The organism is Campylobacter sp. CFSAN093259, from assembly GCF_012889985.1.
Classification (GTDB): Bacteria; Campylobacterota; Campylobacteria; order Campylobacterales; family Campylobacteraceae; genus Campylobacter_D; species Campylobacter_D jejuni.
In genome coordinates this window covers 526,490-550,529 of sequence record NZ_CP040617.1, presented here as the reverse complement: position 1 = coordinate 550,529, position 24,040 = coordinate 526,490, and the positions used below count along the sequence as shown (strand labels likewise).

Annotated in this window: 33 protein-coding genes and 2 pseudogenes; 19 read left to right on the top strand and 16 right to left on the bottom strand. The window is 30.0% G+C overall.

The features are described 5' to 3' along the window. Positions 1-435, bottom strand: coding sequence for a hypothetical protein (locus tag FBF20_RS02950; protein WP_002784501.1), 435 nt, complete (start codon positions 433-435; stop codon positions 1-3). A gap of 147 nt (positions 436-582) precedes the next feature. Between FBF20_RS02950 and FBF20_RS02945 the strand changes: the two genes are divergently transcribed. From FBF20_RS02945 to FBF20_RS02870, 16 genes are all read left to right on the top strand, one after another. Beyond that, the gene (locus tag FBF20_RS02945; RefSeq protein WP_002878913.1) at positions 583-972 is read left to right on the top strand and encodes a D-Ala-D-Ala carboxypeptidase family metallohydrolase; all 390 of its coding nucleotides are present in this window, start codon (positions 583-585) and stop codon (positions 970-972) included. Between the two features lie 10 nt (positions 973-982). Beyond that, entirely contained in the window at positions 983-1,324 is a 342-nt protein-coding gene (locus tag FBF20_RS02940) for a hypothetical protein (protein ID WP_002865466.1), read from the top strand. Further along, positions 1,321-1,569, top strand: coding sequence for a hypothetical protein (locus FBF20_RS02935; RefSeq protein WP_002784496.1), 249 nt, complete (start codon positions 1,321-1,323; stop codon positions 1,567-1,569). Before FBF20_RS02940 ends, FBF20_RS02935 begins: the two co-directional genes overlap by 4 nt. A 111-nt stretch (positions 1,570-1,680) precedes the next feature. Next, positions 1,681-1,995, top strand: coding sequence for a phage holin family protein (locus tag FBF20_RS02930; RefSeq protein ID WP_002784492.1), 315 nt, complete (start codon positions 1,681-1,683; stop codon positions 1,993-1,995). Next, entirely contained in the window at positions 1,995-2,627 is a 633-nt protein-coding gene (locus FBF20_RS02925; protein WP_002827116.1) for a phage baseplate assembly protein V, read from the top strand. Before FBF20_RS02930 ends, FBF20_RS02925 begins: the two co-directional genes overlap by 1 nt. A gap of 8 nt (positions 2,628-2,635) precedes the next feature. Beyond that, complete coding sequence (locus tag FBF20_RS02920; RefSeq protein WP_002795238.1) at positions 2,636-2,827, top strand: hypothetical protein; 192 nt, start codon at positions 2,636-2,638, stop codon at positions 2,825-2,827. Then, the gene (locus FBF20_RS02915; RefSeq protein ID WP_002795239.1) at positions 2,824-3,114 is read left to right on the top strand and encodes a GPW/gp25 family protein; all 291 of its coding nucleotides are present in this window, start codon (positions 2,824-2,826) and stop codon (positions 3,112-3,114) included. The genes FBF20_RS02920 and FBF20_RS02915 overlap by 4 nt, the downstream gene beginning before the upstream one ends. Continuing rightward, positions 3,111-4,277: a baseplate J/gp47 family protein gene (locus tag FBF20_RS02910; protein ID WP_002878912.1), complete on the top strand. Its 1,167-nt coding sequence runs from the start codon at positions 3,111-3,113 to the stop codon at positions 4,275-4,277. Before FBF20_RS02915 ends, FBF20_RS02910 begins: the two co-directional genes overlap by 4 nt. Then, on the top strand, positions 4,274-4,894 hold the full coding sequence (locus FBF20_RS02905; protein WP_002878911.1) for a phage tail protein I: 621 nt from the start codon (positions 4,274-4,276) through the stop codon (positions 4,892-4,894). The genes FBF20_RS02910 and FBF20_RS02905 overlap by 4 nt, the downstream gene beginning before the upstream one ends. After that, positions 4,894-5,925 carry a phage tail protein gene (locus FBF20_RS02900; RefSeq protein WP_002896214.1) on the top strand — a complete coding sequence of 344 codons (1,032 nt, stop codon included), beginning with the start codon at positions 4,894-4,896 and terminating at the stop codon, positions 5,923-5,925. Before FBF20_RS02905 ends, FBF20_RS02900 begins: the two co-directional genes overlap by 1 nt. A gap of 24 nt (positions 5,926-5,949) precedes the next feature. After that, entirely contained in the window at positions 5,950-6,456 is a 507-nt protein-coding gene (locus FBF20_RS02895; RefSeq protein ID WP_002878909.1) for a DUF4376 domain-containing protein, read from the top strand. Continuing rightward, positions 6,453-6,839 (top strand): DUF1353 domain-containing protein, encoded by a 387-nt coding sequence (locus FBF20_RS02890; protein ID WP_002878908.1) that lies wholly within the window; start codon positions 6,453-6,455, stop codon positions 6,837-6,839. Before FBF20_RS02895 ends, FBF20_RS02890 begins: the two co-directional genes overlap by 4 nt. After that, positions 6,836-7,843, top strand: coding sequence for a hypothetical protein (locus FBF20_RS02885; RefSeq protein WP_002878907.1), 1,008 nt, complete (start codon positions 6,836-6,838; stop codon positions 7,841-7,843). The genes FBF20_RS02890 and FBF20_RS02885 overlap by 4 nt, the downstream gene beginning before the upstream one ends. Before the next feature lie 18 nt (positions 7,844-7,861). Further along, positions 7,862-9,055, top strand: coding sequence for a tail sheath protein (locus FBF20_RS02880; RefSeq protein WP_002878906.1), 1,194 nt, complete (start codon positions 7,862-7,864; stop codon positions 9,053-9,055). A 26-nt stretch (positions 9,056-9,081) separates the two neighbouring features. After that, on the top strand, positions 9,082-9,591 hold the full coding sequence (locus FBF20_RS02875) for a phage major tail tube protein (RefSeq protein WP_002865376.1): 510 nt from the start codon (positions 9,082-9,084) through the stop codon (positions 9,589-9,591). 152 nt (positions 9,592-9,743) lie between these two features. After that, entirely contained in the window at positions 9,744-9,983 is a 240-nt protein-coding gene (locus FBF20_RS02870; protein WP_002873740.1) for a phage tail assembly protein, read from the top strand. Positions 9,984-10,094: 111 nt separating this feature from the next. On the opposite strand, the gene FBF20_RS02865 is transcribed toward FBF20_RS02870, so the two are convergent. Then, positions 10,095-10,400 (bottom strand): hypothetical protein, encoded by a 306-nt coding sequence (locus FBF20_RS02865; RefSeq protein WP_002865378.1) that lies wholly within the window; start codon positions 10,398-10,400, stop codon positions 10,095-10,097. Between the two features lie 41 nt (positions 10,401-10,441). Here FBF20_RS02865 and FBF20_RS02860 point away from each other — a divergent pair, with 41 nt between their 5' ends. The 3 genes from FBF20_RS02860 to FBF20_RS02850 all read left to right on the top strand — a co-directional run bounded on the left by FBF20_RS02860 (position 10,442) and on the right by FBF20_RS02850 (position 14,167). Beyond that, positions 10,442-12,658, top strand: coding sequence for a phage tail tape measure protein (locus tag FBF20_RS02860; RefSeq protein WP_168952600.1), 2,217 nt, complete (start codon positions 10,442-10,444; stop codon positions 12,656-12,658). A 3-nt stretch (positions 12,659-12,661) separates the two neighbouring features. Beyond that, complete coding sequence (locus FBF20_RS02855; protein ID WP_002865380.1) at positions 12,662-13,150, top strand: phage virion morphogenesis protein; 489 nt, start codon at positions 12,662-12,664, stop codon at positions 13,148-13,150. A gap of 201 nt (positions 13,151-13,351) precedes the next feature. Then, positions 13,352-14,167 (top strand): DNA adenine methylase, encoded by an 816-nt coding sequence (locus tag FBF20_RS02850; RefSeq protein ID WP_025985917.1) that lies wholly within the window; start codon positions 13,352-13,354, stop codon positions 14,165-14,167. 29 nt (positions 14,168-14,196) lie between these two features. Here the strand turns inward: FBF20_RS02850 and FBF20_RS02845 are convergent, their stop codons facing one another. From FBF20_RS02845 to FBF20_RS02775, 14 genes and pseudogenes are all read right to left on the bottom strand, one after another. Continuing rightward, positions 14,197-14,484: a hypothetical protein gene (locus FBF20_RS02845; RefSeq protein ID WP_002865266.1), complete on the bottom strand. Its 288-nt coding sequence runs from the start codon at positions 14,482-14,484 to the stop codon at positions 14,197-14,199. Between the two features lie 79 nt (positions 14,485-14,563). Continuing rightward, positions 14,564-14,758 carry a hypothetical protein gene (locus tag FBF20_RS02840; protein ID WP_002843339.1) on the bottom strand — a complete coding sequence of 65 codons (195 nt, stop codon included), beginning with the start codon at positions 14,756-14,758 and terminating at the stop codon, positions 14,564-14,566. A 9-nt stretch (positions 14,759-14,767) separates the two neighbouring features. Then, positions 14,768-15,088 carry a hypothetical protein gene (locus tag FBF20_RS02835; protein ID WP_002865000.1) on the bottom strand — a complete coding sequence of 107 codons (321 nt, stop codon included), beginning with the start codon at positions 15,086-15,088 and terminating at the stop codon, positions 14,768-14,770. A gap of 80 nt (positions 15,089-15,168) precedes the next feature. Continuing rightward, positions 15,169-15,798 (bottom strand): LexA family transcriptional regulator, encoded by a 630-nt coding sequence (locus FBF20_RS02830; protein ID WP_002878902.1) that lies wholly within the window; start codon positions 15,796-15,798, stop codon positions 15,169-15,171. 600 nt (positions 15,799-16,398) lie between these two features. Further along, positions 16,399-16,905: pseudogene (locus tag FBF20_RS02825) on the bottom strand (HTH domain-containing protein); the annotation flags it as partial. After that, positions 16,902-17,969 (bottom strand): HP0729 family protein, encoded by a 1,068-nt coding sequence (locus tag FBF20_RS02820; protein WP_002852192.1) that lies wholly within the window; start codon positions 17,967-17,969, stop codon positions 16,902-16,904. The pseudogene FBF20_RS02825 and the gene FBF20_RS02820, both read right to left, overlap by 4 nt. Positions 17,970-17,977: 8 nt before the next feature. Then, positions 17,978-18,847 (bottom strand): hypothetical protein, encoded by an 870-nt coding sequence (locus FBF20_RS02815; RefSeq protein WP_002852065.1) that lies wholly within the window; start codon positions 18,845-18,847, stop codon positions 17,978-17,980. A gap of 5 nt (positions 18,848-18,852) precedes the next feature. Continuing rightward, complete coding sequence (locus FBF20_RS02810; protein ID WP_002865392.1) at positions 18,853-19,134, bottom strand: hypothetical protein; 282 nt, start codon at positions 19,132-19,134, stop codon at positions 18,853-18,855. Positions 19,135-19,459: 325 nt separating this feature from the next. After that, positions 19,460-20,925: pseudogene (locus tag FBF20_RS08870) on the bottom strand (hypothetical protein). A gap of 18 nt (positions 20,926-20,943) precedes the next feature. Further along, positions 20,944-21,222 (bottom strand): ubiquinol-cytochrome C chaperone family protein, encoded by a 279-nt coding sequence (locus FBF20_RS08865; protein WP_002858615.1) that lies wholly within the window; start codon positions 21,220-21,222, stop codon positions 20,944-20,946. A 383-nt stretch (positions 21,223-21,605) separates the two neighbouring features. Further along, entirely contained in the window at positions 21,606-21,671 is a 66-nt protein-coding gene (locus FBF20_RS02790) for a DUF3944 domain-containing protein (protein ID WP_100221710.1), read from the bottom strand. A gap of 79 nt (positions 21,672-21,750) precedes the next feature. After that, positions 21,751-21,957, bottom strand: a complete 207-nt coding sequence (locus tag FBF20_RS02785; RefSeq protein ID WP_002858584.1) for a membrane protein — start codon at positions 21,955-21,957, stop codon at positions 21,751-21,753. Further along, on the bottom strand, positions 21,948-22,550 hold the full coding sequence (locus FBF20_RS02780; protein WP_079263766.1) for a hypothetical protein: 603 nt from the start codon (positions 22,548-22,550) through the stop codon (positions 21,948-21,950). Before FBF20_RS02780 ends, FBF20_RS02785 begins: the two co-directional genes overlap by 10 nt. 62 nt (positions 22,551-22,612) lie before the next feature. Next, a complete protein-coding gene (locus tag FBF20_RS02775; protein WP_002887667.1) occupies positions 22,613-23,989 on the bottom strand; it encodes a replicative DNA helicase in 1,377 nt (458 codons plus the stop codon). Positions 23,990-24,040: the final 51 nt, after the last annotated feature.

Genomic DNA, 24,040 nt, shown 5'->3' with positions numbered 1-24,040 from the left:
TTAAATCCTTAAAAAATCATCTTTTGGTAAAAAGCTACTTTGCAAAGTTCTTGCATAAATGCTTAAATAGCCATGATCGCTTATTCCTTCGTAAACCTTTTTAAGATCTTTAAGCTCTATTCTAAAACCATTGCTAGGTTCTGCATTTAAAAGCACTTTATCAACAGCTTCTATTGCATCAAATAATTTATGCTTAGCATCAATTCTGTGTTTAGGAGCTTTTGATTTTGTATGGGTTAAAATATAAAGTTTCCAAGTTCCCACTTTATTTTCTAAATCTTTATAACTTTCTCCTTCAAAATCAAGCAAAAGCGAAGCATCTAAATTATTAATACAACTTGCTATGTTTTGGGTGTCTTCAAACTCGCCTAAATACATTCTTACTTTAAAATCTTTTAATAGTTCTAAAAGCTCATTTTCAAAACTTTTAAGCATTTTTCATCCTTTAAAAATTAGCGGCAATTTTAAAATGAGTTCTTTTTTTAATCAAGCAAATTATTTTTTCAAAGAGTTTTAGCACAAAATTTTTCTAGTTTTTGGGTCAGCTTTTTAACTAAACTTACGACATTTAAAGGAGTGAAAATGAAAAATAACCCTTATTTTAAAGAAAGCGAATTTAAATGTAAATGCGGCAAATGTGAATTGCCTCAAAATGTACCAAGTGATGAGCTTATAGACATTCTTTGTGAAATCAGAGAACATTACAATGCTCCTATTATTATAAATAGTGGATATCGCTGCAAAGAGCATAATGCAGAGGTTGGTGGAGCCCCTAAAAGCCAACACACTATAGGAAGTGCAGCAGACTTTGTGGTTAAAGGAGTTAAAACAGAAGAAGTTCATCAATATGTTTTAAACACCTATGGCGAAAGGAGCTTGGGAATTGCCATAAAGCATAATTTTAATGATCCTTATGCTGGGTTTGTACATTTAGACACTAGAGGCAAAAAAGCAAGATGGACTTATCCATAAGGAAAAGATTGTGTTTAGTTTTATTTTATCAAGGTTTTTAAGTCCTTCAAAAATAGCTTTTTTTGTTCTAATTGCTCTTTGTGGTTTTTTATATTTAAAAAACAATGCTTTAGCTTTAGAAAATGAAAATCTAAAACTTAAAGCTTTGCATTTTAGCAATGAAATCAATGTTTTTAAAGATAAATTAACCCAGCAAAATAAAGCTATTGATAAATTAAAACTTGATTTAAAGCCCAAAGAGACTTTAAAAGAAGTTTTAAAAGTGGATAAGGTTTTTATTAAAGATAAAAGCTGCCAGAGTGAACTTAAAGCTTATAAAGAATTATTTAATATTTTAGGAGCAAAAAAGTGAATGATAAAATGAGAATTTTCCTATTAATTATACCTTTTGTTTTTTTAAGCGCTTGTGCTTCTAAAGATATTTTGATTAAAACTGAAATCAAAGAAGTTAAAGTTCCTATTAAATGCCCTTTAAAACTTCCTTTAAAGCCTTTAGACAAAAAAGACTTAGAAAGTGCTAAAGAAATCTCTAAGTATTACTTAGAAGTTGAAAATATAGCCAAGCTTTGCACAGGAGAGAAAGATGAAAGAAAATAATAAAATGATAAATCAAAAAAGCATTGCAAAAGATCTTCTTATAGCTCTTTTGTTTTCAACTTTTGCATTAGCTTTATTATATTTATTTGAAATTTTTACAAGGAACTAGCAATGAAATTAGAAGATATATTTGTATATATGGTTTTAATGATAGTAAGCTTTATAGCTGGACTTGTAGGAATTGTAACAAAAAATAAATTAAGCAAAGCTCTTAATTTAAAAGGTAAATTTACACTCTTTTTAAAAGGTATGCTAGGTTCTATGTTTGTGGCATATCTAGTTTTTGAAATTGTAAATTATCTTAATTTTGGCATAAAGCTTAGCGTTGCAGTGGGTGGTTTTGCAGCTTATATGGGGACAGATGCATTGCTTAAAATTGAGCAACTTGTAGAAAAGTTAATTAATAAAAAAATGGAAAAACTATAATGAACGAACTTGGCATCATTTGCGACATTAAAGACAATAAAGCTAAGGTTGCTATTGGAGATATGGTAACGGATTTTTTAAGTGTTTTTCAAAGTCTAGCTAATTCTTATGCAGTGAGCTTTTCTCCTTTAAGAATAGGAGAGCAAGTATTAGTCATACCTGTGCGTGGGGATTTAAATAGTGGAGTTATTTTGCGTGGGCTTTACCAAGAAAAACATAGAGCAAAAAACACAGATGAAAATACTTTTAATATAGATTTTGAAGATGGAACGCATTTAGAATACAACTCTAAGAGTAGCACTTTAAAACTTGATGTGGTTAAAAATATAAATATCACTTGTGTAGATAAAACCACCCATAACCAAAACAACACCTTAAATACTAAAAATCATACTACAAACGCTAATACCATAACGCTTAACGCTCCAAGTATTAATTTAAATGGTAATACTCAAATTGCAGGAGCAATTTCTACAAGTGGCGAAGGTGGGGCAAGTGGTACTTTTAGCATAAAAGGAAATTTAAACTTAATAGGCAATTTACAAGTTAGTGGAAATATAAGCGATAGCAAAGGTGATTTAACAAATCATACCCATTCTTGTACTTGTGGTGCCACAGCTTCGCCAAGATAGGAAAAACTATGAAAGAATTATTTTTGCTTTTATTTTCATTAGTCTTTTTTATGCTCTTTTGCATGGGGGCATTTTATGCTTTTTTAAACCTAAACTTTTTTATCAAAAGCATTTTTATAGGCTTTTTTATAGCTTTTATGTTTTTAGGATTTTCGCAAATGCTAGAAAACATTTTTGAATTTTACAAAGGTTTAAAATGAATTACATGGTAAGCATCGAAGAAAGTATCAAAGACATTTTAATCACTCCTTTAGGCTCAAGAGTAATGAGACCAGAATATGGTTCTTTACTTTATACACTCATAGATAGAAAAATCGATGATGATTTTAAGATAAAGCTTACTAGATACACTGCAGAAGCAATTTCAAAGTGGGAAAAAAGAGTAAAGCTAAAAGGTGTGAGACTTAATGAGTGTAAAGACAATAAATTAAGCATTACCTTGCTTTTTGAAAATTATGGGGATTTAACAATGGAGCTAGGCAAATGAGTGAGCTTTTAAGTGCAAATGATAGCTATTTTAAACAAAGCTTTTTAAAAGACATTCCTTACCCACAAATCATAGAAGAGCTTGATTATGAAAAGCTTTTAAAAGCCTATGAAGAACTTTTTAAAAGCTTTTTAAAAGATAATGTAGAGCTTTTAGAATCTGACCCTTTTAAAGCCATTTTAGAAGCTTTAGCTTATAGAGAAATGATAATTAGAGCAAGAATTAATGAGAGTATAAAAGCAACTTATCTTCATTATGCAAAGGGAAGTGATTTAGATAATGTAGTAGCTAATGGCTATTTGATACAAAGGCTTAAAGGGGTTAAGCCCACAGCTAAAGTAGAGTTTGAATTAAATACTTTACTTACTTATGATGTCATCATCCCAAAAGGTGCAATTTTTTCAAATGAAAAAGCAGACCTTGCCACTTTAAAAGAAGAAGTGGTGATTAAAAAAGGGCAAAGTAAAGCACAAGGTATTTTAGAACTTAATAAATTTATTCAAAGCAAAGAAAGTAAAACCGAGTTTTTACAAACCCCACTGCCTTTTGTAGCTAAGATTAAACAACTTGAATATTTTAGTGGTGGAGCCAGTGAAGAAAGCGATGAGGCTTTAAGAGAAAGAGCTATAATGAGTGTACATCGCTTTTCAACCGCAGGAAGTGAAAAAGGCTATATCTATCACGCTTTAAGCGCAAGTGCAAAAGTCGCTTCCATAAAAGCTTTAAACAATGGAGCAGGAAAAGTAAGAGTTATCATTAAAAGTGAAGATGAATTAAGCGTTGATGTGGTTAAAGAGTATTTAAGTGCGGATGAGCGAAGACCTTTAACTGATGAAGTCAGCGTTGAGTTAGCTAAAAAAAGAGAGTTTATCGTAGATGCCAAACTTTTGCTTTTAGAATTAAGCCGTGCTAATGAAATAAGTGAAAAGATTAATGCTTTGCAAAAGGACTTTGATTTAAGTGTGGATTTAGCACTGGGATTTATTTATAAATGTCTTCATCAAGACGGAGTTTATAAAAGCGAAATTTTAAGCATTAAAGAAAAAATCATAAATGAAGAAGAGCAAGAATTAAAAGACTTGCCCTTAGAAAATATAATAATAGCTGATGATGAGTTTGCAACCCTTAGCTTTTCACTTAGTTATGAAAAGGCGGTGCTATGAATACACTAATACTAAACCACCATCCAAAACAAAGCAAGGCTATTGATTTAAGTGCTAAAACAAGATTTGAAGATTTAAATTTATCTAGTATCACAAATCTAGCTCTAAATTGCGATGAAAGATTATTGCCAATTTTAGCCAATGCTTATGATGTAAGTATTGATGGTTTAAATGAAAAAGAAGCAAGAAAGCTTATATCTAAAGCCTTGCTTTTAGACAGATACAACGGCACAACTTGGGCTATAAAAGAAGCTTTAAGAGCCGTATTTCCTACTGCAGTGGTTAAAGAGTGGTTTAATTATGGTGGAAAGCCTTATTTTTTTAAAGTTAAAGTAAGCACAACTAATGTTAGCTTTGATGAAAGAACGCTTAATACTTTAGAAAGACTAATTTATGATTTTAAAAATGTTAGAAGCGTTTTAGAAGCGATTGAAATAGAGATTGAAAGTAAAAATGATAGTTTTAATGCTAATGCACAAATAAGTGGAGAAACTATAGAAATCTTACCTTTTCAAACCACGCAAATTGAAAACAATCAGAAACCAAGTTTAAATGCAATGGGTGTTTTTATTTGTGAAATAACAAGAACTAATATTGATTTTAAAGGAGTGTATTAATGGCAAAAAGTGAATACTATACCATACTAACTAAAATTGGCATTGCTAAATTTATTGCCGCAAGAGCAAGTGGAAATGGTATCAATTTAAAAAGCTTTAAATTAAGTTCAAAAGTTATTTTGCCCAGCGAAGAAATGCAAAGCTTAGAAGAGATTGTTTATGAAGCTAATATTAGTAGCAAAAGCGTGGATGAAAGCAATCCAAACTATGTGAATTTAATGTGTCATGTGCCAAGCGATGTGGGCGGGTTTGAAGTTAATGCAGTAGGCATTTATGATGAAGCAGGAGATTTGCTTGCAGTAGGAAATGTCCCACGCACTTATAAACCTATCTTAAAAGAAGGCAGCGCTAAAGAGCTTATGATAAAAATTGTCATGGAGCTTTCTAATGCAGAGGAAGTTATTTTAAAACTAGATCCTAGTGTAATCATGGCAAGTCGTGATTATGTGGATGCTATTAAAGTGGAGCTCAATCTTAAAATTGATGCTTTAACGCAAAAATATGATGCAGAGTTTAAAAAAGTATGGGATGAGCTTTCTAAATATCTTTTAGAAAATAAATTTAATACAGAAATTGCCAAATATGTTACTTTAGCTACTAATCAAACCATTGCAGGAGCTAAAAACTTTACCAAACTACCTACAAGCTCTATAAAAGCTACAAATGACAATCAATTTGTAAATTTAGCTACCTTAAAAGAACAAGCTCCTAGCTTAATAGGAGGATTGGGAGTAAATCAAGCTTGGCAAAATGTTTCAAGAGCCTTTGATGTAACTTATACAAATAATACAGGAAAACCCATAGCAGCCAAATTTCAAGTTAATGCTAGTGCAAGTGGGGGTGTCAGTTTTTCTTGTAGTGAGCAATTTGTAGTTTCTATGTTTCAAACTTCATTATCCAATGGTGGAGTAAGTCGAACTTATTTTGGTTTTGGAATCATTCCACCAAATGGGCAATACAGATTAAATACACCAGAACACAGCGGATTTTACCCAAGCAAAAGCATTGTATCTTTTATGGAGCTTAGATAAGCATCAAGCAAATAAGGAGAAAAAATGAAATATTTTATAGACAAAAACGATAATAATCAAATTTATGCTTATGAGGATGAAGTGAGCGATGAGCAAATTAAAACAGGCTTAACACCTATTAACGAAGAAGAATTTAACTCTTTAATAAATCCTCCTAAAAGCGAAGAAGAGCTTTTAAACGAGGCAAAAGAGTTAAAAATCAACGAGATTAATGCAAAAAAAGAAAATATTCTAAATGGTGGATTTTCTTTTAAAGGTAAAATCTATCAAAGTTCTAATGAAGATCAGTTAAGAATTAATGGAGCAGTAACCAATGCTCTTGTTAATCCTAATTTAATTCCTTATATTGATTGGATTGCGCTTGATAATTCAACTACAAGATTTAGCGTAGATGAGTTTAAACTCTTTGCAAGTAGCATGGCTTATTTTGTGCAAGAAACTATTTTTAAAGCAAGTGCTTTAAAAGAAAAAGCTAGAAATGCACAAAGCAAAGAAGAACTTGATTTAATTGTTTGGGAGAGTGAAAAATGACTAAAACAGAATTAAAAAGGGTTTGTGTAAAGCCATACGATAAGGACAGGTTTGAAGTGATTAGTGATTATGCTTTTTCTTTGCCAAATTATAAAGGCATTGTACCACAAGGCTTTAAAACTGATGGTGCAAGTATCCCACGCCTTTTTTGGTCTTTGTTTCCACCTTTTAAAAGTGAGTATTTTAGCGCTTGTGTGGTGCATGATTTTTTATGCGAAAAAGCAAATTCAAGAACTGATTATAGGACAGCTGATTTAGCATTAAAAGAAGCTATGACTTTGCTTGGATGTTCTAAGTTTAAAATCTTTGTATTTTATCATTCTTGCAATCTTTATCATGCAATAAAGTGTGTGTTTAAATCAATAAAAAAGGAGTTAAAATGAAAGATTATGGAATTTCTTTTATTCCAGATATTAATCAAGGCTCAAAAGAGCCAAGTGAACCTATAGTTAGTGATAAGCTTAATGCTCAAAAAGTTAATGAGCTTATAGATAAAAAACTAAAACTTTTTAAAGAAGAGCTTGTTAATAAAGAGGAGCTTAAAAGTCTCATTGAGGAAATTTTACAAGATCAAAATTTCCAAAATACAAACATAAAAATATCAAAAACTCCACCTAACTACAATACACAAGCTAAAGTGGGAGAAATTTGGGCGGTTGTAGAAAGTAAAAAGCAATTATTTATTTGCACTGCTAATGATAATGATTTTACAAGCTGGGTTGATTTACTAGGAGATGGTAGCAATGATATTGCCCCTAAAGAAAAAATCATTATCACATTTGATAACACTACAACAGGTGGACAATATGGGGGTTGTATGAGTGATTTAAGACTTGGTTTTGAAAATGGTTTTGCTACTCCAAATAAAGTTCAAGATGAATATGAAAACGCAAAATTTACTATGACTAAAGATGGCAATGGGCTTAATAGGAGTGATTTTACTATAGATTCTAATCCTACTCCTACAGATAATCAAATTGTAGGAACGATTAAAACAAGTGGGATTTATCAAGAAACCTATCACAAAATCGCCCATGTGTTTAAAAAATATAATGGTGGCGCTGATGAGTGTTGCTTATGGTCTAGTTCAGGAAGTAGAGAGGTAAGCATAGAACTTGAAAATACACCAATGCCTAATAAGCTTTTTGCTAGAGGTAATGGATATTATGGTCAAACAGAAATTACCAATGTAAGAGTAAAAAAATCCATTTTTATAGGTGAGCAAGAAATTCAAAGTGAAGATTTTAATGTTGAAAAGTTAGAAGCTAGTTCTGATACTTATGGAGATTATGCCTTTTTATTTGAAATTTCTAAACAAGATCAAATTGTTATGAAAAAAGAGCTTAATTTAAATCCTAAAAAAACAAAAAAATACAAAAAAATGTAAAGAAATAAGGAGTGAATAATGGCAGCAAATTATGGAGTTAATTTTAATATCAGTAATGGTGCAGCAAGTCCTATTAAAGTGCAAAGTGATACGCCTATTGGTATTGCTGGGGCTATAAAAGGTGCAAGTAAAGAAATGATTTACACAAAGGCTGGTTATGAAAGCGCGGATAGCTTTCCAATCTTTGCCTTTTCAAATGTAAGCAAAGCAAAAGAATTTGTAAACGATTTAATCAAAGAAAATAACTTACAAGATTTTAGACTTTTAGATACTTTAGAATGTATCAATTTACAAAATGTAAGCAATGTTATAATCGTCAGCTTTTTTGAAGAAAGCGAGGAAAGTGAAAACACTTTAACCAATATTGTTAATGCCATAGAAGCCTTTAAAAAAGCCAAACATAAAACAGGCTTTAGTCCTGATTTAATCATTACTCCTTATTACTCACATGAAGCAGGAGTAAAGGCTAAGCTTGAAAGTGTGGCAAGTTCTATGAATATCACAGCTATTGTGGATCTTTACGCTACAAATGTTGGCGAAGCTATTAATACAATGGAGGCTTTTAGCTCTAAAAGATTAATTGCCACTTGGCCACAGGTTCAAATCTTAAACACACAAGGAAAATACGCTTATGTTCCACAATCTCCTATCATCGCAGGTTTAATAGCCCATACAGATGGGGATAAAGAATATGGTTTCAGTGATTCTTACTCAAATAGAGTGATGAATGGGGTTACTGGCACAGAGCATTTTATAGAGTTTATCAATGGCTTTGATTGTGATGCAGAAAGATTAAGAAATGCTCACATCTCAACTTGTATTTTAAGTGAAGGTTATCGCTCTTGGGGTGGGGAGACTAGCCATGAAGATACGATTTGGCAAGATTTAGCTCGTGTAAGAACTTTTGATCGTATAGCCCTAGCAGGACAAAAAGCAGCTTTTAAGGCTATTGATAAAAAAGCAAGTGAATTATATTTTATAAAAATCAGCATTGAAGAATTGCTAAGAGATTTAAAAGGAGCTAAGGTTTTAATTGGCTATGAGGTAAGCTGGGATGAAGAAAGAAACACAGATGCCAATGTGAGTGCTGGTAAGTTTTATCTAAATATAAAAATGATGAATAATCCAATCGTTAAACAAATCACTTTAGAGTTCATCTACTCTGATAAATGGGCGAGTGATTTGATTAAAACTATTAGTGCGGATAGTTAATAAATTTTTACAAGGAGAAAATAAAAATGAAAAGAATAATTGGCGAAGTTATACAGGAAGGTAATATTTATATAGATGGTCAAGGTTATCTTGGAGTGGTTAGAAATTTAAAATTGCCTGATATAGAACAAGAGATGATTGAAACCAAAGGAGTTTTAGGAGCAAATTATAGTAGCGGGGTTTTAAAGCCTTTAGAAATTAGCTTTAAATTAGCCGTTGTTGATCCAGTGCTTTATGCGGCTTTCTTTCATACTACTTTTAGCGAGATTAAAGCTCCTTTGCTTTTTAGAGAAAGTGTTCACAAAGGTGGAAAAAACTATGGTATTAGTGCTGAGTTTTTAGGAGAGTTTATAAGCATAAGTGAAAGTGATCATGAAAGTGGAAAAGAGGTGGAAGCTGAAATTAAAATGGCAGTTCATTTTTACATGCAACGCCGCAATAACATTCCAATCATTACCTACGATCATAAAAACACTATTTTAATGATAAATGGGGTGGATATGATGAGTGATGTAAGAAGCAATTTAACCCTTTAAACACTGATTAATCGGAGTTTAATTAACAATACTGGGATTTTAGGATTAAAGTTTGGCTTCTTGGGCATTGCGTAGCAATGGGTGGGGAAGCCTTTAGTTGCTTCTTAGGCGGAATTACTTCCGCCATAAAGAAGGATAAAAAGGAAAGAAAAATGAAAGAAAAAATAATCAAACTTGAAAATGGAGAAGAATTAAAAATGAGAGAGCCAAATGTGCGTGTGCTAAAAAACGCCACTAATAAAGGTGAAAAAGAAATGGAGCAAACTATTTGTATGATAGCTGCACTTACCAATAAGCAAGAAAGTGAAATTGAAGATTTGAATCTTAAAGATTTTAAAGCTTTACAGGACGCTCTTAAAGATTTTTTGGTAGAAGCAGGAGTTATAGCTTAGAGGCTATAGCTCTTATAAGTCATACTTTGCATTGGGGATTAAATGAAGTTTTAGATTTAAGCTTAGATGAGTTTGAAGAAGCTTTGGAAATTTCAAAAGAATTTTTAAAGGCTAAGAGTTTTTGATTGTTTTATTTTTCAAAAAATAAATTTTTAAAATAGCAAAAAGAATAAAATCTAAACTTATTACAATTAGCCAAGTGGGTAAAATAAGCAATAAAGCAATGGGTGGCATAATCATCACTAAAATAGCAGTTATGATAATGCTTGCAAAATAAGAAAAAATAAAAATAGCCATTGTATTAAAAAAACCATCACTTGCACTTTGATAGCTTATGTAAAAAGCAGGTATGAGCGTTGTTAATAATAAGGCAATATGTGAAATTATATCATCGTTAATAAATTTTAAAACTTTCATAGTAAAGATTTTAAAATACAATCGCTTAAAAAGGGTTGAATATGGAAAATGCTGGAAGTATTGGAATTGGTGTTATTTTAGGACTAGCGATTAAAAACGCAAGTGCGGTTGGCAAGGTAGTTAAAGATTTTAGCAATTTAGAAAAAATAGCAGCAAAAACTAAACTCGGCATTAGTGGATTGCAAAAAGAATTAAACACTCTTAAACTCAATGCCAATTTAAGAGCGGAATTAAAAGCTCAAAGAAAAGGTTTGCAAGATGAGTTTTTAAGTTTAGGTAATGTTATTCGAGGTGGAATTATTGGTAAGGGTTTAGGAGAAGCTATCAGCTTTGAATCTGCTATGGCTGATGTGAGAAAGGTTGTGAATTTTGATGAAGGCGATGATATTAAAAAAATGAGTGCTGATATCCTTAAGATGTCTCAAACTTTACCTGTTACTGCCAATGAGTTAGCAGCTATAGCTGCTGCTGGAGGACAGATTGGACTTGGTTCAAAAGATGTAAGAGAATTTACAAATCTTGTAACTAAAATGAAAGTGGCATTTGATATGAGCGCTGAAGATGTGGGAGATAGCGTTGCGAAAATTAAAAATATTTTAGGCATTTCTTTAAAAGACATGGAGGATTTAGGTGATAGTATTAATAATCTTTCAGATAATAGTGCATCTAAGGCTAGAGAGATTATTGATGTTATGAAAAGAACTGCAGCTGCTGGAAAGCAAATAGGATTTACTAAAGAACAAATTGCGGCTTTAAGCTCTTCTTTTATATCTTTAGGTAAGGGACCTGAAGTAGCAGGAACAGCTATTAATAGTCTTTACCGCGTTTTAGCCACAGCTGATAATATGGGAACTAAAACTGAATCTGCTTTTGCAAAGCTTGGTATAAGTGGAGCATTTTTAAAACAAGCCAGTTTTGATGATCCTCAAAAAGCTTTAGATATGTTTTTACAAAGAATTTCAAAACTAGACCAAAAAGAACAAATGGGCGTTTTAGTTGATATTTTTGGTCGTGAATTTGCAGATGATATGGCAACTCTTGTTGGAGGGCTTGACACTTATAAAGAAGCTTTAAAAAATGCTGGCGATGAAGCAAAAAAAGGCTCTTTACAAAGGGAATTTGATACAAGGGCTGCTACCACTGAAAATTCTATTATATTAATGAAAAATGCTTTTAATTCCTTAGCTGTTAATTTAGGTTCGGTTTTTTTACCTGCAATATCATGGGTGAGTGCTGGAATTTCTTATCTTGTTAATAGTATCACTTATATTACAGGACTTGTCCCTGGTCTTAATGGGGTTTTAGGAGGACTTATAGCTACTTTTTTGCTCGCCAAACCTGCAGTCTTAGCTTATGCTATTGCTAAAAACTATCTTAAAGATTGCACCATTTTACTTAAAAGTGCTTTGATTAAAACAAGAATACATCTTTTAGCTTTTCGTAATTCTTGTATATTATCTAATATTACTTTAAAAGCAAAAACCGTCACAACTACTATTTACACAACCTCCCTTAAAGCCTTATCTTTTGTTTTAGGTGGGCTTAATAAAGTTTTTAAAGCCGTAGCTAATGGCATTAGAGTCTTAAGCGTGGCTATGATGAGTAATCCCATTGGTCTTATTTTAGGGGGCATTGCAATAGTGGCTGGGCTTATTATTGCAAATTGGGATAAGGTTAAGTCTTGGTTTAAATCTTTTATAGAATGGCTTAAACCTGTTTGGGAGCCTATATACAATGTCATTAAAGCAGTATTTGATAAATGCGCCCTTGTATTTACAAGTTTTAAAGATATTATTATGAGCGTTGCTTCTCCATTAGCTGAGTTTTTAAATTCTATTTGGCAAGGTGTTGGGGATTTCTTTTATAGTATTTTTGGTTCTTTATTTGATTGGTTTGCTTCTAAGCTTTCTTGGGTAGGAGATATGATCTCATCTATAAGTGGCTTTATAAAAGATGCTCTTGATTTTATAGGGCTTGGAGATGATGAAGAAGTTAAGATAAGCCAAAGTGAACAAAACAAAGAAAAAGTCTTTACTACAAACACTTATAAAGATGAATTAGCTGAGACAAAAAGTATAAATCATACTCCAAGCTTTAATAATGGCAATATCAATGTAAGTGTTAATGGCACTTTTAACATAGCAACTAAAGATGGCAATTTTAATATGCAAGAATTTGCAAATACTATACAAAAAAGTGTATTCGACGCTTTAAGAAAGCAAGAACAAAACAAAATTAACACTACAATTTATGGATAAAATATGAGTGAATATATAGAAATAAAAGGGCTTGAAAACTTTTTTAAAGCTTGTGATAAATTAATAGATATGGATAAACACGGGCAAAGCATTATGGCGGGTGCTGGAGAGAGTATAAGAAATAGCATTATAGACTCTTTTAAAAACGAACGCAGTATTTTTAATGGAAAATGGAAAAGCTTAAAACCAGCTACCATAAAACAAAAGATAAAAGATGGTAAGAATAAAGGAATTTTAAAAAGAGATGGAGAATTAAGCAATGCTTTAAATTGGCAAAGCGAACCTACTAAAAGTGGCGTAAAAGTCTTTAATAATATACAGACTGAAAATGGCTTTAAATATGGTTATGTTCATCAATGGGGAAACAGAAAAAGAAAAATTCCTCAAAGAGCTTTTTTACCCATAGATAATAACAAAGTCTTGCACCCAAGTATAAGAAGTGTGATTTATAAAGATACTAAGGATTTTATTGAAAAAATTGTTAAGAAGTGACAATATGGGGCATTGCATAGCAAGGAATGGTCGGGCGTGGCCTTTAGTGATGCGACTTTTTGGAAAATCGCAATTTTTCAAAAAGTGTTAGCAAGAATGGCAAGGAAGACTAAAGCCTTCCTTTTTCTAAAAACTAGCAAAAGCATTATAGCTTTATTTTTAAAGACTAGCTTTTTAAATTTTATTTTGAAAGGAGTTTGTATGAAAAATAATACAGACAAATTTCTAAAAACTAGCACACTTACTAAACCTACAAGAACTACACTAAAAGCTCCGTTTGCTTGGGTGGGTGGTAAAAACTATTTAGCTAAAGAAATCATCGCTTTAATGCCTGAGCATAAAAGCTATATTGAAGTCTTTGGTGGAGCTTTAAGTGTTTTTTATCAAAAAAGTGCTTCAAAAATAGAAGTCATTAACGACATTAACGACGAGCTTATTAATTTACATCTTTGTATAAGAAATAAACCCCAAAGCCTAGCAAATGTGCTTAATTCTATGATAATAAGTAGAAAAATCTTTCATATGCTTAAAAATAAAGAAATCAAGCCAAAAAATGACTTAGAAAGGGCTGCTTTTTATTTTTATCTTATCAGTACTTCTTTTGGTTCAAGTATGGGACAATTTGCTATGAGTAAACAAAGAGCACCAAAGAGATTATGTAGGGATTTTAGCTTACATACAAAAAGACTTAAAAATGCCAGTATTGAAAATAAAAGCTTTGAATATATTTTAAAAGAATATGATTACAATGAAGCTTTATTTTATTTAGATCCACCTTATGTTGGAACTGAGAGTTATTATAAAAATGTGCCTTGTTTTGGCTTAAAAGAACACGAGCTTTTATGTAATTTGCTTAAAAATATCAAGGGTAAATTTATGCTTTCTTATAATGATTGTGAGCTTATAAGAGAGCTTTATAAAGATTTTAATATTAAGGAATTAAAAATAAGGTATTCTTTAAATAATAATGTTTTAAAAAGAAAAGAAAGTAAAGAGCTTTTGATTATGAATTTTTAAAAGCTAAGAGAATATTTTTATATTCTCTTTTATTTTAGCAAAGAGCTTAAAAACTTTAGAGCTTCTTTGCTAAAATCTTTATTGTATTCTTCTAGGTAATTTTTATCTAAAATAGCACCGTATTTTAATAAAAGCAAAATCGCTCCAAAATTATTATGAGTTATTGCATAAAACATAGGCTCTTCGCCCATGCATTCTTTAGTTGCACTCATACCATTTTTAAGATATTCTAAAACAAGTTCATTGTTATGGTTGCAAATTGCGTTTATAAAAGTCTTGCTAAAACCTTTTTTGATATCTACTATTACTTTACTCATCTTATCTCCTTTTGTTTTGATAAGACAAGATTAGCTTCGCTTGGCTGAATGTGTGCTGTTGTTTGACATCTTTTTGAAATCAATTTGTATTAACCCAATCTTGCACCACATTTAATAAATGATTATAATCACTACTCATGGCTTCTTTTTGAAATTTACTTATTTCTTCTTTGCTTACACCTGCTTTTTTTAAAGCCTTGCTTACTCTTGCTAGAATACTAAAAGCATTGCCATCTTCGCCAACTAATTTCACATAAACATTAGGATATTTCATCTTTTCTCCTTAAAATTCACAAAAGGTACTTTTTAATTCGTATCTTTGTTTTTCATCATTATATTTAACTACAAATTTTCTACCTATAATATATCTTTCAAACAAAGGAACTTGTATAAGACTTTTATCTTCATTCATCTCAAATCTTTTAGCGATTGAATAAGAGTTTATGCCCATATTATAAATAGTCATAAGCTCTAATATATTATCCCTAGCAAGATAATCTTTTTCTTTTAAAAGCTTTTTGTACAAAATCCTAAATTCACTCTCTAAATCTTGTATGATTTTTTCTTTTAATTCTTTATCGGTGTAATTTTTGATATCTTTCATGTTTATCTCCTTTTTTGATAGAACAACCTTGTGTTTTACACTCTCTGTGAGATTAGCTTGACTTAGCTTATTGTGTACTGTTACATCTTAGAAAGTTCTCCAATTACCACACCAATTAGCAAAAAATCTCCATTTTTATAAAATATATCTTTATATAAAGGATTTAAAGAGTGTAAAATCACTCCATCATCTTGTTTTAAAACTTGTTTTATAAAAAGTCCATCTCTAGTATTAATCACACAAATGCTTTTATTCTTAAAAGTTTTATTTCTATCTATTACACAAATACTTCCATCTTTTATAAGTGGCTCCATGCTTTCTCCATAGCAAGTGATAAACTCACACTCTTTACTACCAAAAAAGTTTAATAATTTTTCATCTACAATAAGCTCAGAGCAATCTATTAAATCATTTATTCCACCTCCGCCTAAACTCGCATTTGTTTTATAAAGCTTTAAAATTTTATATTTATTCTCACATTCTAATTGATCTTTAGGAGAGACACCATAGAAAAAATAATTAATGCTTATATTCCTCTCATTTAAAAAGTTTAAGATTTGTGGATAAGGAATGGAGTTTCTAAATTTCATGGAATTAAAAGTATCAGGATTGATTCCTAATTCTTTGGCTATATCTTTTGTTTTTAAATCTCTTTTGCCTTCACTCGCAAGTATATCCTTTAACTTTTCAATCACTTCTTGCATTTGCATTTTAAATCCTTTGATTTTAACTTCAAAGAATTTAAACATAAAATTTCAAAAAGCAATTAAAAACTTTTGATTTGAAAGATTTTTAATATAAGAGCTTGAAAAATCTAACTTCAAGCTCTCTAAATTGATATTTAAAAACATCTTACTAAGCTATTTTTTTAACAAGATTTCATAAAAAATTGCTTCATTACTTTTTAAGTTTTCTATGTAACTATCTTCCAAAGCTTAATGCCATAGATAGTTACATGCTATTTTTATATAAAAAGTGGTTAAACTATGATTATATAGTGTTTTATGGGGATAGTTACATCAATAAGAAAATATAAAAATACTTTAAGCAAAAATGTAACTATCCTAGAGGGTAAAAAACACTTTTGGGATATAAAATTTAAAAGCAAAGCTCGTGTTTATCCATCTTTTAAACAGCATTTAATCACTTTTTTGGGACAAAGCGGACATTTTGGGATATTTGGGATATTTTACGCTTTAGATTAGGAAAGATAAAAAGTCATTTTTGTAAGCTTTAAAATCCTATTATTTGGGATTTTTGCTAAAATTATTTAGGGATAGTTACATGTTCTTTTTAAAATACCCCTTACATAATTTATCGTTTTCATCCCCTAAAAGATACCAAATTCCCTTGTAATTTACGAGTTTGTAAGGTTTGATTTGGCGTTCTTTTTCCTTATAGAAAAAATTTAATACATTGTGTTTGAGTATAGCCACACTAAGATCTTTAAAAAGCTCATAATCCACCTTTTGAAAACCTTCATTTTTTACCATCAAAACTTTATTTACCCTATGGCTTAAAAGATCAACTATAAAGCCTTGATCGAGTTTTGGATAAAGCTCAGCAATGCCACTTAAGGTGGCGAAATTCTGTATATCTTTAAAGCTTAATTTTCCCAAAGCAAAGCTTTCTAAAACATATCTTCCATTTTCTTTTTTAATAGGCATAAAAGTAAGTCTTTCGTTAAGATCCCTTTGTATGGTTCTTGTATCGACATTAAACTCTTGTGCAAGCTCTTGGGCGCTTAGACTTTCCCCATTGTTAAATTTTGATAAAATCTGCACCAAGCGTATGCTTAATTTGTCGTATTCTTTCATGAAATTTCCTTGTGGGTTAAAATTCTTTTTAACAAACTTACGCCTTCTATGCCTAAAATTTCATTTCTAAGTTTTTTGACTTCATTTAAACTTGGGGCTTTCGCATGAACGGCTTCATTACGGATTTCTTGAATGATAGTAAGACTTTTTGAAAAAGGATAATTGATAAATTGAGTTAAACTTTTTCCTAAATGACATTGGATATTTTCATGTCTGAGTAGAAATTTAATACTTCCAAGATTGGGTTTTTGGGTAAAAAAATCTTTAAGTATAAAAGATTTGCCTTGGACATTATAAGCTAAATCATAAAGGCTAGGATCTTTCATACAAGCTTTTAAAAGAACTTTTTTGGCAAAAGCGTAAATTTCATATTCTAAGGTTTTAGAGTATTTGACTATAATACTTGTAAAATCATTTAAAAGATCGTTTTCGCTTTGCAAAAGCTCTAATTCTGCATGAATGATATTGCTTATGCTATCAGAGTGTAAGAGATAAAAAATCCTTTTGCCAAAAACAAAGCGTATGAAATTTTCTTGCATGGCTAGGTATTCTTTGCTTTTATACACACTTAGATAATGCTTTTCATCTCCTAAAAAATAAGAACACTCTTCTTTTAATCTCACAGGCAAAGGATAGGTGTAATGATTGCCATAGATAGCATAGGTGTGATCGTTTGGTGTGATGAAATTGGCTAAAAATTTATCTCTTAAACGACTAAAATCTTCCCTGACCAATTCTCTTAAATCACTAATAATAAAAAAGTCTTCCACTTCTAAATTTTTTTCTTTATAATAACTAGGAATCAAACTTTCATCAACATTTTTAGAAATTTTTACCACCTTAGCGACAAATAAATTAGCATAATCGCTTAAAAAGAGTTGCAAGAAATTTTCTTCATTTGTACTTTGGTAAATTTCTTCTAAGGAATTTTGCTTTTCTTGATCGTTGAGTTTTGATTTGATTTTGCCAAAGGCAACTTGGGATTTCTCTTGTAAAATGCTTAAATGTTGCTTGATGACATCTTCTTGATAGTAGGGATTATAAAGGATTAAAAGGTGGTTCATGCTTTGCCTTATTTTAGGATTTCTTTAAAAGGCTTAGATTTATTATGAGCTTCAATTAATAAAATTTTACAAGTGTCATCTAGATATTTTTCTAATTTTTTATTATCTATTTTTCCATTATTATATAATATATAAATTTCTTTAAGAATTAAAGTGCTAAATCTTATAACATTAATTAAATTGATTTCAGAAAGGAAAACTACCGGATTTGTTATAGGATTTTTACTTTTTATCCATGCACCACCAGTATCAATTAATAAAAAAGTACCAGATCCTATTAAAAGCATTTTATTTAATTCAGGTATGTCATCTTTTGGTATACATTCTTTCCATTCTTTTTTGTGGTAAAATTTAGCTTTTATTATATACATAAAACGAATTAGCATTTTATTAATCATAACAGGAATAGACATAGTAACTCCATGCCTAAGATCATATCCTTGTTCAAAAACTTGGGTTGCAATTTGTGCTAGTGTTTGTCTATGTTGTCCAAAATTTCCAAAATCACAAAGTAAAAATAAATTATAAAAAGGCATAGGAATGCCTGCACCTCTTTCCTTGCCTCCACTAGATCCACACCAATCAGATGCTAAATGTCCAAACCAATTAAAAAATCCACAAAATATTTTAGCAATAAAATTTCCCCCTTGTAATTCAAAAGTATTTGTATCTATGGTTATGATTTTTCCGTTGCTGACAAAAGTTGAAGTATTGGTAAATTGATTTACTATAGATACAAATAACCCGAAAATATCTGGAGAGTGACCTATGCTTTTTAAATGATGATTTTTCATACTTAAATTATCTACTTTTCCATTTGTTCCATTTCTTCCATTTGTAGTAGTTTGATCATAATTAATTTTAAATTTGTTTTCCAAAAACGCTATACACTTTTAGTTAAATCTTTGTTTTTGTCTAATGCTTTTTGCTTATCCCAACCACATAATTGTGCAAATTTTTGAGTCATTTTTTCTACCGTCTTATCTACCTTTTTTCCTAGATAGCTATCTTTAGGATTTCCAACTAAAAAAATGTCCATAATGCCAGCTATTGCTCCACATGTTATTGCTATTAAATAATCATACTTATCGCACTCTGCATTTCTATGGGTAAATTCATCTTCAATTCTTTTTTTAACATCTGATAAATTTGAATAAGTGATCAAAAATTTTAAAGAATCTTCATTTGAGTTTATTTTTTTAAGTTTAAATATTTTTCAATTTTTTGACAATATGTTTCCCAATTGCTATAAGTGTTAAAAAAAATTTTCCAATGAATCGATTGATTGATTTTCCTTATATTCTATATTGCTCAAATTTTGATTTTTTTCTGTGATACTATTTTGAATCTGTTCTATGGTTAAACATTATTCTTTGATATTTTTTTCAATTTCGGATAATTTATTTTGTATTAAAAAGATTTGTTGTTTTTCGGCTAATATAGCCTTTTCTATTTTGGTGTTTTCTTGTATTTTATCCATAAAATTATCCTTATAGATTTTTTAATTTAAAAAAATTTGAAAGTTTTTCTAAATCCGACGAAGAAAGATTGTCATTGCGCTCATACTCATGAGTATTTTGATTATAGGTATAGTATTGTTCTATAAATTGAATATCATCTTCTTTTAGATGATTATTTATTGTTATCAATGAAAGCGTTTCTGGGCAATATAAAAGTTTTTCCCTTTCTTTAAAAGTTTCATTATTTTTTGAAGCCAATTTTAATAATTTTATTAATTCTTGTAAATTTTGTGTATTTGTATTACATTGCTCAATTAAATTATTGATGATATCAATAATTTGGGTAATTGTTTTTTGATTTTCTTTGAGAATTTCTTGAATAATAAAAAGACGTAATTGTTGTTTGTTTTTATTGTGATATTTTTTTGAAGAATCAATTAGTGGTAATTTTATTAATTCCCCAAATCCTAGTAACTCCATAATTGATACAGACATGCCAATTGTCATTCCTGAAAGATGTAAACCGTTTAATGATATATTATTTTTTGTAGCTGTTTCGGATATAAAGTTAAAAATTTGCTGAATTTCTTTATTATCGTCTAATATTATTTGATATTCTTTTTTAATGATTTCTTTTACCCAATAGATTTCTTTAAGGTCTTTGATTTTAAAAATGTCTTTGTTTTCATACAAAAAATTATAAATTTTATTATCTTCAAAATCTATATCAATTAAGTCTTTTATTAGCGAAATTAAAATATATTTGAATTGCATAAATCTAGATTCTTGTTTTATGATGTTTAGCAAATCTTCAAAACTAGAATGTTTATTATGTAAAAAATCTTGTATTTTATACCTTGTTTCTGAAGCAACATTAATTTTATTCATTAGAGCAAAAATTTTGATTGATCTTTTTTCATCTAAAAAACCGTATTGATCTAATATTATTTTAATGATAACTTTTATATAGTTTTCTTTAATACTTTCGTTTGTTTTTTCTAAGGCTTGTGGAAACATACTTTCATTTTTAAAACTTTCTATGTTATTTTTTGAAGTTAAGATGTGTAAAAAATTTATTATAAGCTCATCATTTTCTTCTATGTAGTTTTTCTTTTTGAAATCATCAAATGAAAGATAAGATGTTCCAAGATTATGAAAAGATATGGGAAATTTGATGTCTTGAAGAGTTGTTGTTTTTTCAGGTAAGGATTTATTTGCCTCTTTGAAATCTTCATAGTTGATTTTCATTAAAACTTCATCTTCTTTTCTTTTAAAGATAACTTCTTTGCCAGTAAAACATATTCCGGTAGTTTTGCTAAAATAATTAAAGGATGTTGAGGTATCATAAAAAGCAATAATGTGTTCCGAAGATACCTTAAATATCTTCGAAATTGTTGTAATTTCTTGCTCTTGCATATTGAAAACAAGTTTTATTTTTTTGTATTTAATGAATTTTTATCAATATTTTCTATGATAAATTGGCAAATATTTTCCATTAATGCATTTCCTTGTGTTTAGTTTTTTGTATTGTGTTTTAGTCTTAAAATTATAATTTGAAGTACTGCTGGTATAGTAACCCTATAGGCTGGGCTAGCTAAATCCAATGCAGTCCATGTGGTCATAATTGTCCAACCTACCGGACCAGAAAAAAGACTTAAAGCTCTTGTAAGTGTTGCATTTGCCGCAAGAGATAAACCTCTTCCTAGTAAAACTTTCATAACTTGATTTGCAACTATTACTGCAATTTGATAGCTTTTAAATCCACCTATTTTAATAAGAGATTGCAATCCCATTACAACTGTTTGTTTATTAATATTAGAAATGCCAAGTTCGAAAATATTTACAAGTTCTCTTAATGTATTTTCATCTTGAGAATTTTTTAACTCTTCTTCTATTAATTTGCATAAAAGTGATGTTTCTATGGAGTTTGTGCTTTCATTTTCATCAAATTTTACATCAAATTTTTTTGCAACATCGCGTAGAATTTCATTATATAAACTCCACCACCTCGAAATATATTAAGAATACTATTTCCTCCAAATTTTTGAAATTCTTCTAAAATGAGTTCGATATATTCTTTATGATCTGGATAATGTTTTTTATAAAGATCATTATTGGTTAACTCTTCAGTAAAACGAACTTTCCCGTCTTTATCATGGGTTAAAATTTTTACAAGCTAATCGAGTTCTGGACTGCTTAATTCTTTTAAGAATTCTAAATCTTTATCATATCTGTAGGCCATATTTTCTCCTTGTTTTTAAAATTTTTAACTTTGTATTTTATCAAATCCCCCCCCCCCAGTCAAGGGGGAAGTGAAATTTTTAAGTTTTACGCCATAGCACTAGCGCTAAAATTGTGATTAAATATATAGCACAAAATATTATATTATAAGGATAAGGTTGCATAGAAAGAAAAATAAGTATCGCTATGCCAACAAAAACCATAAACGCTATAAAATACAAACCACACATCAACACTATGGCAACAAAGCCAGCTATAAGGCTTAAAATTCCAAGTATTATTCCCATTGTTTATCCCACATAGGAGAACTCCACACAGAAGGAAAAATATACTGAGGAAAAGTTTGAAATTTTGTTTGCAGATAAAATCTCTGTGTTTTTCTCTCCATACTTTCACTTATCATTTTTACAACCGCTAAGTCATTTTTTTCGCTTTGTGTTTCCAAAAAAGCACTCAAGCATTTAAATTTTTTAGCATAGTCGATCACTTTTATCATTTGATCTTTATAAGACGACAAAAGAAATTCTATTTTGTGATTATTTTTAGAGGTAAAATTTTGCTCAAATTCTAAAAATTCCTTAGAATTAAAATATTTTGAAAAGCCGCTATAACACTCCATACATTCGCAAAGAAATTCTTGAATTTGATTTTTCTTTTGTTCGATTTCAAGCTCTCTTTTGAGTTTGTATTCTTCGGTATTGATTACATCCTTACAGCTTGGAACAATAGCATGTGTATCAAATTTTCTTTCTGGCTTGGATAATTTTTCGTATAATTTTTTTATACCATATCCTGTAGCTGTAAGAGCTATACTACCAAATGCGATTTGTTTTAACATTTTCTCTCCTTGTTTTAAAATAACAAAGAAAGTATAAAACACCCTTGCGACAGGTTGTGTCGTAAAAAATAACTTTAAAATATTAAAAACTTATTTTATTAAAGCTAGCCTGTAAATTCAGTAGTTTCATAGCCTATAGGTTTATCTACAAAACAAGATTTTTCTTTTAAAAATACAACTTCTATAGTTCCAACAGGCCCATTTCTATTTTTTCCAACAATAATTTCAGCATTTTCTTGCATAGGATTTGGTATAAAAAGTCTTTGATAAGCTTTGCCTTCAGCTTTAGCTTTATTCTCTCTTTCTTTTTCTTCTTGTTCTCTATAAACCTCATCGCGATATACAAACAAAATAGCATCCGCATCTTGCTCTATAGCTCCACTTTCTCGCAAATCACTCATCAAAGGACGCTTATTTGCCCTTTGCTCTAAGCCACGATTAAGTTGTGAAAGTGCGATAATAGGCATATCAAGCTCCCTAGCCAAAAGCTTAAGTCCTCTTGAAATTTCACTAACTTGCAAATGTCTATCATTAAAATTTGAATTACTCATCATAAGCCCTATATAGTCAATCACACAAAGTCCTATACTTTCATCTTGAGATTTTAAACGCCTTAAAATAGCCCTTACATCAGCAATAGTTGCATAACCACTATCGTAAATATATAATTTCTTTTGACTATAATCATTACAAGCATCTCCTAAACGCTCCCATTCATCATCATTTAAATCTGCAGTTAAAATTTTTTGCAAAGGAATGGAAGTTTTGGAAGATAGCATTCTTTGCATGATTTGAGTTGCAGGCATTTCAAGAGAAAACAAAGCCACGCCTTTTTTTTGTCTTAAAATCTTGTCAATGAAATTTAAACAAAGAGTTGTCTTTCCCATACCTGGGCGCGCAGCGATTATTATAAGTTCACCCCCTTTAAAACCTTTTGTCATTTTATTTAGACCTTCAAAACCTGTATCAAGCCCTATAATACCTTTATTTTCTAAAGTTTTTTGCTTTTTAAATTCTTCAAAAAGTTCTGATATTACCATATCAACATCTTTAATATCTCTAGAATTCACACGATTTGTAATGCTAAAAATTTCTTTACCAATTTCATCTGCGATTTCACTTACAGCACGATCTTCATTGATACGAGTTGGCAAAAGATGTGCAAAACTCAAGAGTTGTCTTTTTACGGACTTTTCGTGAAGTTCATTTACATAAGCAGGCAAATCTATCATAGAAGGAGTGGCAAGAATTTCTGCTAAAATTTGCTCATCTATTTTTTTATGTTTTCTTAAAAAACTTACAGAAATGGGCTCTTTGTTATTACTACAAGCTATAACGGCTTTAAAAATATCTTGGTGAGCTTTAAGACTAAAATCTTTTGGGCTAATATCACCTGCTATACTAGCATAAGCTTCTTCACTCATGATACAACTGCTTAAAATAGCTCGTTCTAAATCCAAGTCATAATACTCTTGCTGCACTAAATTTCCTTATAAATATAAATTAATTCTAAAAATTCTATCTAAAAAAAC